The sequence below is a fragment of the Brevibacterium yomogidense genome (assembly GCF_900163715.1).
GTDB classification, from domain to species: domain Bacteria; phylum Actinomycetota; class Actinomycetes; order Actinomycetales; family Brevibacteriaceae; genus Brevibacterium; species Brevibacterium yomogidense_A.
Genome location: NZ_FWFF01000020.1, coordinates 42,030 through 57,204 on the forward strand (window position 1 = coordinate 42,030; position 15,175 = coordinate 57,204).

The window sequence follows — 15,175 nt, forward strand, 5'->3', positions numbered from 1 at the left end:
TGAAGGGCACCGCATGCCGGCTGCAGACCGAACGACCCCGTCGATCCACTCCTCATCGCGACCATCACCGCTCCGCACGCTGGGGCTCACCGCTGCCGTCCTCACCGGCGCGGCCGCAGGCGCCGCCGCCCTCTGGACCGCGCGGAACACTTTCCACGCTCGCATCGCCCGCACGGCCTGCGAGCGCGCAGGCTTCGTCGACCGCACGACGATGGTGAACGGCCACGGCCTGCGCTTCGTGGAGGGCCCTGCGTCCGGTCCGCCGCTGCTCCTCATCCACGCCCAGAGCACGGATCTGTGGTCGTGGGCACCCGTCATGCCCGCACTCGCACGCGATTTCCACGTCTTCGCGATCGATGTCCCCGGCCACGGAGCCTCCGACTGGGATCCGGAGCTCTACAACGGTCCGGTGCTCGGAGAGCTCTTCGCCGACTTCATCGCGGGCGTCATCGGCGAGCAGACGATCATCGCCGGTCACTCCTCAGGCGGCCTCATCGCCGCGTGGATGGCCGCGGCACGGCCGGACGAGGTGGTCGCAGCCATCCTCGAGGACCCGCCCCTCTTCTCCTCCGTGCCGCCCCGCTCCGAAGCGACGTGGAACCACGTCGAGCTCGCGCAGCCGTGCCGCGACTTCCTCGCATCCGACGCTGCGGACTTCACCGAGTTCCTGCTCGAGCACAGCCGACTCTTCGACCTCTTCGGACCCGCAGGCGAACGGATCCGCACGGATGCGCTGCGCAGACGACGCGCGCATCGCGACAGGCCCCCGACACTGCCGTACATGCCGCCGGCGATGAACGAGGTCTACCGTGCACTCGACTCATACGACCCGATGTTCGGCCTGGCGTTCTTCGACGGCGCGTTCCACGACCTGTTCGACCACGCAGACACCCTGTCCGCGATCTCCCGCCCGACGCTGCTCATCCACTGCGACTGGCAGACGCGGGACGGAATCCTGCTGGGGGCGATGGATGATGCGGACGCGGCGCGCGCGGAGATGCTGATCCCCGACGTCCGTGCGGAGAGGGTGGCGGCCGGCCACGGATTCCACATCGAGCGGCCGCGGGAGTTCGTGCAGCGAGTCCGAGCGTTCACCCGCGACGTGGTGGGCGAGGTCGACCTGCTCGAGTAGCCGCGCGCCTGCTCGACCAGTCACCGGTCAGCTCACGCAGCTGCCGGCCCGACCGACCTGCCGCAGGCCGGAGGCCGGAGGCGTCAGGCTTCGCGCGCCACCACGGTGAACACTTCACCGGCGGCGTCGACGACGTCCCCGGGGCGCACCTTCGCACCCCGTCTGGTCTCGACCGCATCGTTGACGCTCACGGCCTCTGCCGCGAGCATGTCCTTCGCGTCTGCGCCGGTGCCGGCGACCCCCTGGAGCTTGAGGAGCTGTCCCAGGGTGATGGCTTCGTCTCTGATCTCGATGCGTTCCATGTCAGAAGTCGAAGCCGCCGAAGTCGAAGCCTCCGCCGTCGCCACCGCCGAAGTCACCGAAGCCTCCGCCCATGTCGCCGCCCATGTCACCGCCGGCATCGGCGCCGTCCATGCCGCCGCCGTCCATACCACCGTCCATGCCGCCGCCGTCCCAGCCTCCGCCGAAGCCGCCGAACATCATGGCACCCATGAGGACACCGGGGAGCAGGCCGGAGCCCGCGTAGGAGTTGAAGTAGCCGCGGTTGTACTCCGCGTAGGCGGGACCGGCCTCCCAGTAGGCGCGCCGGTGCAGGCCGTTGCCCACGGGCACGGTGCGCACAGCGGGCTCGGCGCCGCAGCTCACGCGCTCCGCGTCCGCAGCGCAGACCGGAACGGGACGCGGCTGACCGCCCGCGGGAGCCCAATCCACGTCCTCGACGGACGGTCCGTGCTGCGGGTTGAAGAAGCAGGGGGGACGTCGCACGGGGAGAGGCTCGCCCTCGACACGGGCGCGCACGCACTTCGCGGCGTACCGACCGTCCTCGATCGCCTCCGTCACGTGGCTGATCTCATCTGCAGACGAGATGCGGTCGAGCAGGTCCTTGGCGCGATCGTACTCATCGATCGCCCGAGAGTAGTCCTGGCGGCCGCCCTCATCGAGCTCGACGCCGCCGGTGATGACGTCCAGATCGGCGACCTCTTCGCCGAAGGCGACGACATCTTCTTCGACGGTCGTCTTCACACGCTCGAGCTCTTCCGCCTTCTCCTCGAGTTCGCGGGCCTTCTGCCTGCGGGAGCCGATGAGGAACGCTGCGGCGATCGCCGCCAGCAGCAGGAGGAACACGAAGGTCATGCCGAGTCACCTTTCCGATGGTGTGCGCGAGGGTCACGGTCCTCCCGAACGGGAGTGCGGACCGGCGTCATTCCGTCTTCAAGTATCGCAGTCCATCCTGGAAGCGCTCTGAGCAACGACCCCGAAGAAGCCTCCGCGACTCGTCTCAGAGCACTCCGAGCCCGCGGCCGATCGTGAGCAGCCCGCCGAGGAACGCGAGCGTGAGCATCCCGGCGCGCGCCGCCTGCACCGGCGTGATCTTCGACAGCCACTCCCCCAGCACCTGCCCGCCGACCAGGGCGCCCAGCAGCAGTGCCCACGTCACTCCGTCCAGGTCGGGCCATCCGGACGGGTCGAACAGCAGCTTCGACATGACGGCGGCGGACGAGGTCGCCACGAAGACGGGCTGGATCGTCGCGGCGAAGGAGCGCTGCTCCCACCGGGACAGCAGGGCGAGGGTCGACAGCGCCGGTCCGCCCACTCCCGCGGAGGAACTCATCGCGCCGGAGATCAGACCCGTGACGCCCACGGCCGTCCAGCTGCGGCGCATGGGAGGAGCGAAGCGGTTGAGGACGAGCGACAGCGTCAACGTCACGACGATGAGTGATCCGATGAAGATCTCCAGACCGCGCGCCGGCATGACGACCGCGAACAGCGCACCGGGGAGGGTCCCGAGCACGCAGGTGACGATCAGGCCCGCGGCGAGCCTCCAGTCGACCTCCCGGTACGTGCGCCACAGGACGATGAGAGAGGACGTGAGACCGCAGAGATTCACGAGGACGACGCCGGAGAGGGGATCGAGGAGCAGGACGAGGAAGGGGCCCGACACCATGGCGAACCCCATGCCCGTCACCCGCTGCGCCAATGCACCGACGAAGACGGCGAGGAGGATGAGGATGATGACGGAGCCCATCCCCTCAGACTAGACGGGGAATCGAGGGGACGCGCACGCGTCCCACGCCGGGCGGTCTATGGTTCTTGTATGCCGCAGGAGAACATCTGGTCGCGCTTCCGCCTCGATCCACGACTGCACACACGCCTGCGCGCAGCGGATGAGGACCGTGACATCGTCCGGGAGTGCCTGGGCGAGGCCTTCGCCGACGGACGCCTGGACCGCGACGAGTTCGACGAACGGCTCGCGGCCGTGGGCGAGGCCCGGCTGCTGGGCGACCTGCTGGACTCCCTGTCCGATCTGGTCCTGGACGCCCGCCCGATCGACCCCGACTCGGACGAGGGCAGGGCGCTGGACCGGGGCACAGCGCCGGAGACCGGCATGGTGCGCACCGGTGCCGCTCCCGGTGCCAGCGGCACTCTGTCGCGCGGCGCATCCCACGACCCGCTGTCGCCCCCTCTGCCCCAGACCTATGACGAGATCGACATCGCATCACGCGAGCACTATGCGAAGATGCTCCGCGCGAGTCTCAGCAGCTTCGTCGGAGCCAGCGCGATCACGACGCTCGTCTGGCTGGCGGTGGGACTCTTCAGCGGAGGATTCTCCCTCTTCTGGCCGATCTTCGTCATGCTGGGCACCGGCATCAACGTCATCTCCACGATCAGCTCGCGACGACGGACCATCGAGGACCGTCGACGGAAGCTCACGCGGCAGGCCCGGAAGCAGCGAGAACTCGACGCGGGCCCCGGCACGTACGGCGGCGGAAGCGGCCCGCGCTCACGCAGCGATGAGCGCCGCGAGATCCGCCGGAAGCGGACTCGTGCAGACGACCAGGACCCCGGCGAGCAGGACCTCGACGACTCCGACGAGCGCGGCTGAATGACGAAGGGCGGGAGCGGTTCCGTGTGGAACCGCTCCCGCCCTTCGTCCGGGCGATCAGCTTCTGGCCGATCAGCCCTGACGACGTGCGGCCCGGCGTTCAGCCGGTCCGCTGCAGGGGATCAGAAGCCCATGCCGCCCATGTCTCCCATGCCGCCCGAGGGATCGGCCATCGGAGCAGCCGGCTCCGGCTTGTCCGCGACGACCGCTTCGGTCGTGAGGAACAGGCCGGCGATCGATCCGGCGTTCTCCAGTGCCGAACGAGTCACCTTGACCGGGTCGTTGATGCCCGCGGCCAGCAGGTCCTCATAGTTCCCGGTCGCGGCGTTGAGGCCGTGCCCGGCGGTGAGGCCGCGCACCTTCTCCGCCACGACGCCCGGCTCGAGCCCGGCGTTGAAGGCGATCTGCTTGAGCGGAGCGTCGATCGCAACCTTCACGATCGATGCGCCGGTCGCCTCGTCGCCCTCGAGGGACAGCGAGTCGAACGCGGAGAGGCCCGCCTGGATGAGAGCCACGCCGCCGCCGGCGACGATGCCCTCGTCCACTGCTGCCTTCGCGTTGCGCACTGCATCCTCGATGCGGTGCTTGCGCTCCTTGAGCTCGACCTCCGTCGCCGCGCCGGCCTTGATGACGGCCACGCCGCCGGCCAGCTTCGCGAGGCGCTCCTGGAGCTTCTCGCGGTCGTAGTCGGAGTCCGATGCCTCGATCTCCGCACGGATCTGCGAAACGCGTCCCGCGATCTCCTCGGAGTCGCCGGCGCCCTCGACGATCGTGGTCTCGTCCTTCGTCACGACGACCTTGCGCGCCGTGCCCAGGAGGTCGACCGTGGCGTTCTCGAGCTTGAGGCCCACCTCTTCCGCGATGACCTGACCGCCGGTCAGGATCGCGATGTCGGCCAGCTGCGCCTTGCGGCGGTCGCCGAAGCCCGGAGCCTTGACGGCGACGGACTTGAAGGTGCCGCGCATCTTGTTGACGACCAGCACGGCCAGGGCCTCGCCCTCGACGTCCTCGGCGATGATGAACAGCGGCTTGCCTGACTGCTGCACCTTCTCGAGGACCGGGAGCAGGTCCTTCACGTTCGAGATCTTGGAGTTGGCGATGAGGATGTAGGGATCCTCGAGCACCGTCTCCTGGCGCTCCGTGTCAGTCACGAAGTATCCGGAGATGTAGCCCTTGTCGAAGCGCATGCCCTCCGTGAGCTCGAGCTCCAGGCCGAAGGTGTTCGACTCCTCGACGGTGACGACGCCTTCCTTGCCGACCTTGTCGATCGCTTCCGCGATGAGCTCGCCGATCGCAGGGTCACCGGCGGAGATGCCGGCGGTCGCAGCGATCTGCTCCTTCGTCTCGACCTCGGTGGCCGAAGCGAGCAGCACGTCGGAGACGGCGCGAACGGCCTTCTCGATGCCGCGCTTGAGGCTCAGCGGATCCGCGCCGGCTGCGACGTTGCGCAGGCCTTCGCGGACGAGCGCCTGTGCGAGCACGGTCGCCGTCGTCGTTCCGTCACCCGCGACGTCGTCCGTCTTCTTGGCGACCTCCTTGACGAGTTCCGCACCGATCTTCTCGTATGGATCGTCGAGTTCGATCTCCTTGGCGATGGAGACGCCGTCGTTCGTGATCGTGGGTGCGCCCCACTTCTTCTCCAGGACGACGTTGCGACCGCGAGGCCCCAGCGTCACCTTGACTGCGTCGGCCAGCGTGTTGAGGCCGGTTTCAAGGCCGCGACGGGCCTCTTCGTCGAATGCGATGAGCTTTGCCATAGTGGCTTGCTGCCTCCCTTTTCGGGGTGGATGTGCTCCTCACGTCGACATGCCCGCGACGGCGGGGCTCCGTCCACTGCTCCATTCCGCAGGGGCCGGGACCCTCAGTGTCGAGAGAGGCTCACGCTCTACTTTTAGCACTCGGCACTCGAGAGTGCAAAAAAGTTCCGCCGTCGGCGAACGGTCAGGGCTGTGCGCCCTCCGCGCCCTCGCCGCCAGCGCCCTCATCCGGGACTGCGGCGCCCTCGCCCTCGGACTCCGCCGCTCCACCCTCGGAACCGGGAGGCCCCTGCTCGGCGATGTCGGAGGTGATGACCGCGGTGAGGTCGGACGTGAACTCCGCCGACTCCTCGACCTGCTCGATGCCCAGCTCCGCGGCCAGGGCCGTCGCGTGGTCCTCGTGGGCGGGGTCCGCGTAGAAGACGGTCGACGTCGTGTCCGGGGTCGCATACGTCGTCGTCTCCGCGAGCGTCCAGCCGTTCGACTCCACCGCCTCGGAGTACTCCGCACCCGCACCGTTCACACCGGAGCCGTTGTAGATCGCGACGGAGACCTCGGTCTTGTCGACCTCCGGCACCGCCTCTTCGGTCTCCTCCGCCGGCTCCTCGCCGGGAGACTCCGTCTCCTCCGCAGCAGGCGGCTGCGCCACCTGCTCCTCGGGACCCGAGAACGATGAGCGGATGATGTTGAAGACGCCGATCACCAGCAGCACGGCGACGACGGCGATCACCGCGATCACCACATAGGCACCGCGCATGCCCCCGCCCGTCTCCTTCCGGTGCGCACCACGGCGCCCGGTGGGAGGGAGGCGGTCGAATTCGTCTTCAGGGTATGAGGCCACGGGCCAGCTCCTCAGCGTGCGATGCGTGCGTCCGACCGGCTGCGCTGCCGGGAGTCGCGGATTCGGCGCAGACGCTTGATGAGAATGGGGTCGTGCGAATAGGCGTGCGGGTCGTCCAAGAGGACGGCCAGCCGCTGGAAGTAGGCGCCTGCGGACAGGTCGAAGCGCTCCCGGATCGCGTGGTCCTTCGCACCGCCGTAGGAGTACCACGTGCGCTCGAAGTCGAGGATCGCCGCATCGAGCTCGTTGAGCCCGTCGCCGTCACCACCGTGCGCGTCCTGCGCGTCTGCCTTCTGAGTCAATGGACACCTCCTCCGTCGCAGAGTCTACCTGCGGAGAACACCGCTGTGATTTCCCCACCCCCGCCCAGACGCCGAGGCGCCGGTCACCTGTGGAGTGACCGGCGCCTCGGCGGGGGCAGGACTGCGTCAGCGCAGCTTGACGTTGATCTGCTTGATCTGCGTGAAGCCCTCGAGCATGCCTTCGAGCGACGCCTCGCGGCCCAGGCCGGACTGCTTGAAGCCGCCGTAGGACTGGCCGACCATCTGGGCACCGCCCTGGTTGATCTGGACCCAGCCCGACTGGATGCGGTTGCCGGTCGACAGCGCGCGGTCGATGTCCTTCGAGAAGATGAACGCCGCCAGGCCGTACTCGCTGTCGTTCGCCATGTCCACGACGTCGTCGACGTCCTTCCACGGGATGACGGAGAGGACGGGGCCGAAGATCTCCTCCTGGCTGGTCTGCCAGTCGTTGCGGGCCTTCGAGAAGATCACCGGCGCGTGGTAGAAGCCGGGCTCGCCGACCTCGAGCGTCTTGCGGCCGTCGTAAGCGATCTCGACGCCGTCCATCGACTCACCGATCTCGATGTAGCTCTGGATCGTGTCGAACTGCTTCTGCGAGTTCACCGCACCGATGTCGCTGGCCTCATCCCGCGGGTCGCCGACCTTCATCGTCGAGACGCGGTCCACGATCTTCTGCAGGAACGAGTCGTAGATGTCCTCATGGAGGAACAGACGCGAACCGGACGTGCACGACTGGCCCTGACGCGCGAAGCGGGTGGACAGCACCACCTGGTCCGCGACCTCGTCCAGGTCCGAATCGGGGAACACGATCGTGGGCGACTTGCCGCCCAGCTCCATCGACGTGTGGGCCAGTCGGCGACCGGCGACCTCGTTGATGTGACGGCCCACCAGAGTGGACCCGGTGAACGAGACCTTCGCGACGTCCGGGTGGACAGCCAGGCGCTCACCGATGACGGATCCCTTGCCGGTGACAATGTTGAGCACGCCTGCCGGGAGGATGTCCGCGATGATGCGGCCCATCTCGAGGATCGTGAGCGGAGCGTCCTCTGCGCACTTCAGCACCAGCGTGTTGCCGGCCGCCAGCGATGCGGGGGTCTTGTACCCGGCGATCATGAGCGGCGAGTTCCACGGCAGGATGCCCGCGACGACGCCCAGCGGCTCACGACGGGTGTACTGCAGCTGATCGTCCCCGGCGGGCAGGACGACGCCCTTGACCTCACCGGCAATGCCGCCCATGTAGCGGAAGAGGTCGACGAGCGTCTGCGCTTCGGGGCGCGCCTGCGTGCGCAGCGCGTTGCCCGTGTCCAGCGCGGTGAGCTGCGCGAGGTCCTCGATCTTCGCCTCGAGCGCGTCCGCGGCACGGAGGATGAGCTTCTGACGCTCCTTGAAGTGCATCCCAGCCCATGCGGGGAACGCCTTCTGCGCCGCTTCGACGGCACGGTCCGCATCCGCCTCCTTGCCGCGGGGGATGGTCGCGATCACCACGTTGCGGTCGATCGGGGTGATGACGTCCGACGTCTCCCCGTCGATCGCGTCGACCCATTCGCCACCGATGAGCATCGGATAGTGCTTCTTCTCCGGGAACCCGGTCATTGCGCCTCCTTGAAAGCGATCGCTTCGAGCATTCGTCACTGAACCTGTTCGAGCATATCCACGCAGGCGCGCGGACGCGATCCCCCTCCGGTGCACAGGGCCGCACACCGGGTGTGCGGCGGGGGCCTCTCGGACTGCGGACCGGGCTGACCGGACTGCTGACCGGACTGCTGACCGGGCGGCTGACCGAGGCGTTCCACACCAGCCGCGCCGCCGCCGTACGCTGGCCGCATGAGCTCATCCGCACCTCTGGACACCCTCATGGCCCCGGACTGGGCGCAGGCGCTGGCCCCCGTCGAACCCACGATCCACCGCATGGGAGAGTTCCTGCGCGAGGAGACACGGGCCGGCCGCGGGTACCTCCCGGCGGGTGAGGACATCCTCGCCGCGTTCCGCGAACCCCTCGCCGAGGTCCGGGTGCTCATCGTCGGACAGGACCCGTATCCGACCCCCGGCCACCCGATCGGGCTGTCGTTCTCCGTCGCCCCCGATGTCCGACCGCTGCCCCGGTCGCTCACGAACATCTACCGGGAACTGCACGATGACCTCGGCATCCCGCCGGCCGCGAACGGCGACCTGCGTCCCTGGTCGCGCCAAGGGGTCATGCTGCTCAACCGCTGCCTCACCGTCGCCCCCGGATCGCCCGCCTCCCACCGCCGCCGAGGCTGGGAAGAGGTGACCGACCGCGCCATCGAAGCGCTCGTCGAGAGGCGTGCGGAGAAGGCCGCACCGCTCGTCGCGGTCCTCTGGGGCAGGGACGCCCAGTCCCTGAAGCCGCGGCTCACGGACATCCCGTGCATCGAGTCCCCGCACCCGTCCCCGTTGTCCGCCTCGCGCGGATTCTTCGGTTCACGGCCGTTCTCGCGCGCGAACACGCTGCTCGAGCAGATGGGAGCACCGCCGGTCGACTGGCGACTCGAGGGCTGAGGCTCGCTGCAGACGGCGCGCTGCTCCCCGCACCTGCCTACAGCTTCTCAGTGCCGGTCCTCGCCCCCGGTGGGGGCGTTGCGGTCGAAGCTCGTCGAATCCATGGACTCCGCCTTGTCCACGGCCGTGTCGACCGCCTTCGCACGACGGCCCTGCCCGTACGGCATCCACGTCGCTAGGTACGTGCCGAACACAGCACCCACCGCCAGTGCCGCGTTCACCGTCACCGCGGTGAACAGCGACGAGAGCCCGTGGGCGAGCCCGACGGCCTCCTCCGGCTGCACGATGAGGAAGGCCGCGTTGAAGATCGACAGGCCGGACAGCAGCGGGTAGATGCCGGGGACCACGAGCGCGATCGCCGGTGCGCCGAACCGCAGGGCCACCGGACGGGCGAGGAGGCCCACCAGAGTCGAGGACACGAAGCTCGTGAGGATGCCGTTCACCCCGGCGACCAGACAGGCCACCATGACCGCGAAGCCCGCCAGGCCGATGAGGCTCGCGGGGATGATGAGGCGCTTCTGCGCCTGCATGCCGATCGCACCGCCGGCGGCGACCAGCAGCGCGGCGACCAGCGACAAGAGGGTCGTGAGGAACTGGGTGCCGGTGCCCGGCAGGATCACCTCGATCGTGCGCAGACCGGCGGCCCGACCGATCATGATGCCCGCGGCGATGCCCGCCACGATGGCGGAGAACGTCAGGCCCACGGAGATCGCCCTCCCCGAGGCGGTGAGCGGGAACTCCGTGAGCGCGTCCTGCACCGCTGACACCAGTGCCATGGTGGGCAGCAGGAGGATGATGCCCGCTGCGACCAGGAACTGGGGTCTGGCGATGACGTCGAGCGTCGCAGCGCCCATCGACAGAACGGTGATGGCGGTCGCCTGGATGACGGTGATGAAGAAGCCGGGCATACCCGTGCGCTTCAGCAGCGCGCCGAACCGCTGATTGGCGATCGCGATGAAGAAGCCCAGCAGAGACGACATGAGCGAACCGCCCACCAGGTTCACGACCCCGGCGACCAGCCCGCCCCAGGCGATGTCGACCAGCCATTCCGGGTAGGGGCGCTTCTGCTTGCGGATCGCGTCGAGCCGTTCACGGGCGCGCTCGTAGTCGATCTTCCCGTCGACCAGGTCTGTCACGAGCGCGTGGAACGCGGAGAGCTTCGCGAAGTGGACGGAGTCCTCGCGATTGACGCGCATGACGGTGACCATCCGGCCCTCAGGATCGGTGTAGTGCACCGTCAGTGAGTTCGATGTCAGATCCACCTCCGCGGTCGACAGTCCGCACGCGGTGCACGTCGCGATGACGGACACCTCGACGTCCTGCGACGAGGCGCCCGCGCGCAGCATCATCTGCCCCATGTCGACCGCGAGGTCGAGGATCATCCGCGCCTCGTCCTCGCTCTTGGCCGCCGCCTGGACGGGTGCGGAGTACGGCGTGCCCCGCAGCACCGCGACGATCGGGATCGGCTGGGTCGTGGGTGACGGGTCCTCGACGATCTTCTCCACCGCCCGCCGCGCGATCCGCTGGGCGGCGCGCGCCGCGCTCGTGGCGTTCCCCGACCCCGACCGCTTCGATCGGCCCAGCAGTCCGCTGACCCGTGCCCGCTGCGACCCCTGCGCATCCGCGCCCGAGGTCCCGGACCGCGCCCGCTGCGAGCCCACCCTGCGCGTGGCTGCCGTCCCGGCTTCGGAGGGCGGGAGGTGACCGCCGGTGGGCGCCGTGCCGGCCTCCGACTGCGGCAGGCGCCCGCCCGTCGGAGCGGTGCCCGCCTCACCGCTGTGACCGGTGGGATCGATGGGGCCGGTGGGAGGAATCGCCTCAGGGGACCCTGAGCCCTGCTCAGGGTCCACGCGCCTCGAGTGTGAGGTGCTGCGGGGGCCGTCGTCCTCGATCACTGCGGTGTGCTGCCTCCTGGCTCTGCGATGCGAGTGGTGCCGAACGGGTCGGCGACCTCTCCCATCCCCGTCGATTCGTCGTAGTGGAAGACCTCGCGCCCGTCGACGAACACGCGTGCGGCACGCGCGTCCAGCTCGAGCGGGTCCTGCGTCCAGAGCGCGAAGTCCGCGTCGAGGCCCGGTGCCAGGGCGCCGACGCGATCATCCAGCCCCATCATGACAGCAGGATTGATCGTGAGGGATTCGAGTGCGACCACCGGGTCCAGGCCCTCCTTCACCGCCAGCGATGCCTCATGGATGAGGAAGTTGATGGGGATGACGGGATGGTCGGTCGTGAGCGCGATGCGCACGCCCGCATTCGCCAGTGCCGCCGGAGTCGCCAGGGTGCGCTCGCGCAGCTCCACCTTCGACCGGCTCGTCATGAGCGGCCCGACGATCACGTCGATCCCCTTCTCCGCCACGAAGTCCGCGAGGACGTGCCCCTCCGTGCCGTGGTTGATGACGAGGCGGTAGCCGAACTCCTCGGACAGCCGGATGGCCGTCGCCATGTCATCGGCACGGTGGCAGTGCTGGTCCCACACGAGGTCGCCCGCGAGCACTGCGGCGAGCGTCTCCTTGCCCAGATCGCGGTCGAAGGGCTTCCCCTCCGCCTCAGCATGGGCCCGCGCCGCCACGTAGTTCTGCGCGCCGACGAACGCCTCGCGCAGCGCCGCAGCCACCCCCATGCGGACGGACGGCAGACGGCCCTGGTCGCCGTGGACGCGCTTGGGGTTCTCCCCCAGCGCGGACTTCACGGACACGTCCTCACGGATCACCATCTCGTCGACCACGCGGCCCCATGTCTTGATCGCCGTCGTGCGACCGCCGATCGGGTTGCCCGAGCCCGGCTTGATGACAGCACTCGTCACTCCGCCGCGCAGCGCATCCTTGAAGCCGAGCTCCGCGGGATTGATCGCATCGAGCGCACGCAGCGCGGCACCATTGACGACCGTCATCTCGTTCGTGTCATCACCGGACCAGCCCTCGCCGTCCTCGTGCACGCCCAGGTGCCCGTGGGCCTCCACGAGGCCCGGGGTCAGCACCATCCCGGCACCGTCCACGACGTCGATGCCGTCCGGGACCGGGACCTCGGCGGCGGTGCCCACGGCAGCGATGCGGCCGGCGCGCACGATCAGCACGCCGTCGTCGATGGGCGCGGCCCGACGGCCCGCGGCATCCGCGACGGGAAGGATGCGGGCACCCACGACGGCCAGGTCTCGCACGGTCGGAACGGGTACGGATCGATACACGGCGCCTCCTGTGTGGCGATGCTGCGCTGGACTGGATCGGTGGTGACCCAACGATCCGGTGGTACCTCAACGGTATCGTCCGGAGTGGCCCGATGGCTCCCCTCACCACCTCGATCAGGAGGCAGATCACAGTGGCAGCACGCTTCTCACGCTACGTCGCGATCGGCGATTCCTTCACGGAAGGACTCATGGACTTCGCCGCCGATTCCGAGCACACCGACCCCGGCGACGGGTTCCGCGGATGGGCGGACCGGCTCGCCGAGCAGCTCGTCACCTCGCCGGCTGGCTCACCCGACCTCGCATACGCGAACCTCGCGATCCGCGGCCGCCTGGCCGACCAGGTGCTGACCGAGCAGCTGCCGAGAGCCCTCGAACTGGCACCGGACCTCGTGAGCATCGTCGCCGGCGGCAACGACTGCCTGCGTCCATACACGGACATCGACGCGCTGGCGGGAGAGATCGAATCCGCTGTCGTCCGGCTGCGCGAGGCCGGGGTCGAGGTCCTCATGGCCACCGGCTACGACACGGAGACCGCGTCGCCCCTGCTGCGTGCGGTGCGGTCCCGCGTCGCCATCTTCAACAGCCACCTCTGGACGATCGCCCAGCGGCACGGCTGCCACATGCTCGACCTGTGGGGCCTGCGCGACCTCTACAGCTCTGAGATGTGGGCCGACGACCGCATCCACCTGAGCGCACTGGGGCACGAGCTCGTGTCACGGCAGGCACTCGCGACGCTCGAGGGCACGGCGGCCACGCGCCGCGGCTTCGCGATGCCGGAGCGGCCAGGGCGTCCCGTGCGGCAGGCGGTGGCCGAGGAGACGACGTGGGTGCGGACCCACCTCGCCCCTTGGGTATCGCGCCGGCTGCGTGGCGTGTCCAGCGGCGACGGGCTGGAACCGAAGCTGCCCACCCTCACGCGCGTGCGCGGCGCGGACGGGCAGGATCCGGGGCAGGACTGACCCGGGCGGGACTGGCTTGGGCGGTGTTGGCTGGGGCAGGGCTTGCCGGGGCAGGTCCGGCGTGGGTGGGACTGGCGTGGGCAGGGCTGGCCGTCAGGCCGCGCCCAGGAGGTCCTGCAGCGGGCCCGACACGAAGTAGACGAGGAAGAGCGCGCTCGTGAGCAGCATGAGGGGGTGCACCTCGCGGATCCGCCCGCGGACGATCTTGATGATCGCGTAGGTGAGGAACCCCGCCCCGATCCCGTTCGTGATCGAGTAGGAGAACGGCATCATGACGATCGTCATGTAGGCCGGGATCGCGAGCTCCAGATCCTTCCAGTCGATGTCCGTGATCTGCTGCATCATGAGGAAGCCCACGAGCACCAGGGTGGGCGCCGCCGCCTCCGTCGGGATGACCGCGGCCAGCGGGGCCAGGAGGATCGTCACGAGGAACAGCACGCCGGTGACGACGTTCGCCAGTCCGGTCCGCGCACCGTCGCCGGCACCCACGGTCGACTCGATGAAGCCGGAGTTCGACGAGGTGCCGCCCATGCCGCCGCCGATCGCACCCAGTGCGTCCGCGACCATGATCCGCCGGGAATGGGGGATCTCGCCGTCCACGTCCTCGATTCCACCGGTCTTCGCGACTGCCACCATCGTGCCGAGCAGATCGAAGAAGTTCGCCAGCAGCATCGTGAAGACCGCGAGCGTCGCGGCGATGATGCCGATGTGCTGCCATGAGCCCAGGAGGTTGAAGGAGCCCAGGACGGAGAAGTCCGGAAGCGACAGCCACTGCTGATCCAGTGTGGGGACGGAGAGGCCCCAGCCGTGCTCGTTCGCGGGTTCACCGTCGTCGCCGGTCTTGGGTCCCACGTGGAAGATCGCCTCGAGCACCAGGGCGAGGACCGTGGCGCCCACGATGGACAGCAGGATCGCGCCGCGCAGTCCCGACGCCCACATGACGAAGAGTGCGAAGAGCGCGACGAGGAAGATGACGAGCGGCCAGCCGGAGATGTAGCCGCCCATGCCCAGCTGGAAGCCCGGGCCGCCGTCGTAGGAGATGAAGCCCGCGTTGATCATGCCGATCATGGCGATGAAGAGTCCGATGCCCACGCTGATCGCGGTCTTGAGCTCCGGCGGCACGGCGTTGAAGATCGCGGTGCGAAAGCCGGTGAGCACGAGGATGAGCAGGATGATGCCCTCGATCACGACGAGCCCCATCGCGTCCGCCCACGTCATGCCCGGAAGCGCGACGATGCCGTAGGTGAGCAGAGCGGACAGGCCGAGGCTCGAGGACACCGCCATCGGGAAGTTGCCCACGAGTCCCATGAGGATCGTCAGCAGGCCGGACACCAGCGAGGTCGCCGCGGCGATCGCCGGCAGGTTCGGGACGTCGCCTCCGCCCAGGAACTCACCCGCGGAATCGGCGACGGTGCCGAGGATCAGAGGGTTGAGAACGACGATGTAGGCCATCGAGAAGAAGGTCGCGACACCGCCGCGCACTTCCCGTCCCACGCTCGAATGGCGAGTGGAGATCTCGAAGAAGCGATCGAGGAATCCGGTGGTCTTCGCGCTGTCGGCCGCGTGCTCGCTGGGAGTGCTCTGAGGAATCACCGC

Annotated in this window: 14 protein-coding genes; 4 read left to right on the forward strand and 10 right to left on the reverse strand. The window is 68.9% G+C overall.

All coding sequences use genetic code 11. From position 1 onward, the window contains the following. The first annotated feature begins 13 nt into the window (after window positions 1-13). Window positions 14-1,132, forward strand: a complete 1,119-nt coding sequence (locus FM105_RS12650; RefSeq protein ID WP_087008799.1) for an alpha/beta fold hydrolase — start codon at window positions 14-16, stop codon at window positions 1,130-1,132. A gap of 83 nt (window positions 1,133-1,215) precedes the next feature. Here FM105_RS12650 and FM105_RS12655 read toward each other — a convergent pair whose 3' ends face one another. The 3 genes from FM105_RS12655 to FM105_RS12665 form a co-directional block, all read right to left on the reverse strand. After that, window positions 1,216-1,434 (reverse strand): RNA-binding S4 domain-containing protein, encoded by a 219-nt coding sequence (locus tag FM105_RS12655; protein WP_087008801.1) that lies wholly within the window; start codon window positions 1,432-1,434, stop codon window positions 1,216-1,218. Between the two features lies 1 nt (window position 1,435). Further along, entirely contained in the window at window positions 1,436-2,266 is an 831-nt protein-coding gene (locus FM105_RS12660; protein ID WP_087008803.1) for a hypothetical protein, read from the reverse strand. 145 nt (window positions 2,267-2,411) lie between these two features. Further along, window positions 2,412-3,158, reverse strand: a complete 747-nt coding sequence (locus FM105_RS12665; protein WP_087008805.1) for a sulfite exporter TauE/SafE family protein — start codon at window positions 3,156-3,158, stop codon at window positions 2,412-2,414. Between the two features lie 69 nt (window positions 3,159-3,227). Between FM105_RS12665 and FM105_RS12670 the strand changes: the two genes are divergently transcribed. Continuing rightward, window positions 3,228-4,016, forward strand: coding sequence for a DUF1707 SHOCT-like domain-containing protein (locus FM105_RS12670; protein ID WP_087008806.1), 789 nt, complete (start codon window positions 3,228-3,230; stop codon window positions 4,014-4,016). A gap of 122 nt (window positions 4,017-4,138) precedes the next feature. Here FM105_RS12670 and groL read toward each other — a convergent pair whose 3' ends face one another. From groL to FM105_RS12690, 4 genes are all read right to left on the reverse strand, one after another. Next, window positions 4,139-5,773 carry a chaperonin GroEL gene (gene groL / locus FM105_RS12675; protein WP_087008808.1) on the reverse strand — a complete coding sequence of 545 codons (1,635 nt, stop codon included), beginning with the start codon at window positions 5,771-5,773 and terminating at the stop codon, window positions 4,139-4,141. 184 nt (window positions 5,774-5,957) lie between these two features. Continuing rightward, complete coding sequence (locus FM105_RS12680) at window positions 5,958-6,614, reverse strand: LytR C-terminal domain-containing protein (protein ID WP_087008810.1); 657 nt, start codon at window positions 6,612-6,614, stop codon at window positions 5,958-5,960. An 11-nt stretch (window positions 6,615-6,625) separates the two neighbouring features. Next, a complete protein-coding gene (locus tag FM105_RS12685; RefSeq protein ID WP_087008812.1) occupies window positions 6,626-6,916 on the reverse strand; it encodes a DUF3263 domain-containing protein in 291 nt (96 codons plus the stop codon). Between the two features lie 126 nt (window positions 6,917-7,042). Continuing rightward, window positions 7,043-8,509 carry an aldehyde dehydrogenase family protein gene (locus FM105_RS12690; protein ID WP_087008814.1) on the reverse strand — a complete coding sequence of 489 codons (1,467 nt, stop codon included), beginning with the start codon at window positions 8,507-8,509 and terminating at the stop codon, window positions 7,043-7,045. 231 nt (window positions 8,510-8,740) lie between these two features. On the opposite strand from FM105_RS12690, the gene FM105_RS12695 reads away from it, so the two are divergent. Beyond that, window positions 8,741-9,436 carry a uracil-DNA glycosylase gene (locus FM105_RS12695; RefSeq protein WP_087008816.1) on the forward strand — a complete coding sequence of 232 codons (696 nt, stop codon included), beginning with the start codon at window positions 8,741-8,743 and terminating at the stop codon, window positions 9,434-9,436. Window positions 9,437-9,483: 47 nt separating this feature from the next. Here the strand turns inward: FM105_RS12695 and FM105_RS12700 are convergent, their stop codons facing one another. Both FM105_RS12700 and FM105_RS12705 read right to left on the reverse strand, forming a co-directional pair. Continuing rightward, on the reverse strand, window positions 9,484-11,286 hold the full coding sequence (locus FM105_RS12700; RefSeq protein WP_256970392.1) for a threonine/serine ThrE exporter family protein: 1,803 nt from the start codon (window positions 11,284-11,286) through the stop codon (window positions 9,484-9,486). 41 nt (window positions 11,287-11,327) lie between these two features. Beyond that, window positions 11,328-12,620, reverse strand: a complete 1,293-nt coding sequence (locus FM105_RS12705) for an amidohydrolase (RefSeq protein ID WP_179207187.1) — start codon at window positions 12,618-12,620, stop codon at window positions 11,328-11,330. A 131-nt stretch (window positions 12,621-12,751) separates the two neighbouring features. Here FM105_RS12705 and FM105_RS12710 point away from each other — a divergent pair, with 131 nt between their 5' ends. Continuing rightward, window positions 12,752-13,579, forward strand: coding sequence for an SGNH/GDSL hydrolase family protein (locus FM105_RS12710; protein ID WP_306298598.1), 828 nt, complete (start codon window positions 12,752-12,754; stop codon window positions 13,577-13,579). Window positions 13,580-13,672: 93 nt separating this feature from the next. Here the strand turns inward: FM105_RS12710 and FM105_RS12715 are convergent, their stop codons facing one another. Next, the gene (locus tag FM105_RS12715) at window positions 13,673-15,172 is read right to left on the reverse strand and encodes an NCS2 family permease (RefSeq protein ID WP_256970393.1); all 1,500 of its coding nucleotides are present in this window, start codon (window positions 15,170-15,172) and stop codon (window positions 13,673-13,675) included. Window positions 15,173-15,175: the final 3 nt, after the last annotated feature.

Bases quoted from the DNA above. Each gene is read 5' to 3' on its own strand.
- FM105_RS12650 (WP_087008799.1), top strand. From the start codon at position 14: ATGCCGGCTGCAGACCGAACGACCCCGTCGATCCACTCCTCATCGCGA.
- FM105_RS12655 (WP_087008801.1), bottom strand. From the start codon at position 1,434: ATGGAACGCATCGAGATCAGAGACGAAGCCATCACCCTGGGACAGCTC.
- FM105_RS12660 (WP_087008803.1), bottom strand. From the start codon at position 2,266: ATGACCTTCGTGTTCCTCCTGCTGCTGGCGGCGATCGCCGCAGCGTTC.
- FM105_RS12665 (WP_087008805.1), bottom strand. From the start codon at position 3,158: ATGGGCTCCGTCATCATCCTCATCCTCCTCGCCGTCTTCGTCGGTGCA.
- FM105_RS12670 (WP_087008806.1), top strand. From the start codon at position 3,228: ATGCCGCAGGAGAACATCTGGTCGCGCTTCCGCCTCGATCCACGACTG.
- groL (WP_087008808.1), bottom strand. From the start codon at position 5,773: ATGGCAAAGCTCATCGCATTCGACGAAGAGGCCCGTCGCGGCCTTGAA.
- FM105_RS12690 (WP_087008814.1), bottom strand. From the start codon at position 8,509: ATGACCGGGTTCCCGGAGAAGAAGCACTATCCGATGCTCATCGGTGGC.
- FM105_RS12695 (WP_087008816.1), top strand. From the start codon at position 8,741: ATGAGCTCATCCGCACCTCTGGACACCCTCATGGCCCCGGACTGGGCG.